At 69.8% G+C, this 529-nt stretch carries 2 protein-coding genes; one reads left to right on the forward strand and one right to left on the reverse strand.

The features are described 5' to 3' along the window. The coding region (locus tag ACU8YC_RS26080; protein ID WP_446896124.1) for a hypothetical protein at positions 1–352 on the forward strand (352 nt) is incomplete at its 5' end. 7 nt (positions 353–359) lie between these two features. On the opposite strand, the gene ACU8YC_RS26085 is transcribed toward ACU8YC_RS26080, so the two are convergent. Further along, positions 360–518 (reverse strand): glutathione binding-like protein, encoded by a 159-nt coding sequence (locus tag ACU8YC_RS26085; RefSeq protein ID WP_446896125.1) that lies wholly within the window; start codon positions 516–518, stop codon positions 360–362. Positions 519–529 lie beyond the last annotated feature (11 nt).

The raw sequence follows: 529 nt of genomic DNA on the forward strand, positions 1-529 counted from the left end.
GGCGTTGCGCATGAGGCCGCCGCCGGTCCTCGGCGTCGGCCTCATGCGCAACGCCTGGATGACGCAGAACCCCGACGCCCCCGCCAAGGTCGTGGCCGCGATGCGCAAGGCCTACGCCTTCGGCCAGGCCGACAAGCCGGGCGTGGCCAAGATCCTGACGGCGGCCGCGAACCTGAGCGACGCCGACGCCGCCGCCTACGCGGGTCTCTGGGACGGCATCTACACGGTCAGCCTGGAGCGCGAGAACGAGGCCGAGCTCAACGTCTCGGGCTGCATGCTCAAGATCCTGTGCGGGTCGCAGACCTGGACCCGCGTCCCGGACGTGAACCAGCAGGCCGCCAACAAGAACTGATTGCCCGTCAGATCGCCGCGAGGCCGCGCTGCACCGCCGGCCTCGCCAAGATGCTCTCGAGCCAGCGGGCGACGTTCGGCAGGGTGTCGATGGCGACGCCCTGCTTGAAGTTGAGCTTGGCCCAGGTGAACGTCGCGATGTCGGCGATGGAGTACTCGTCGGCCAGGAAGGCGCGGC

This window comes from Citrobacter sp. VF227 (assembly GCF_052950715.1).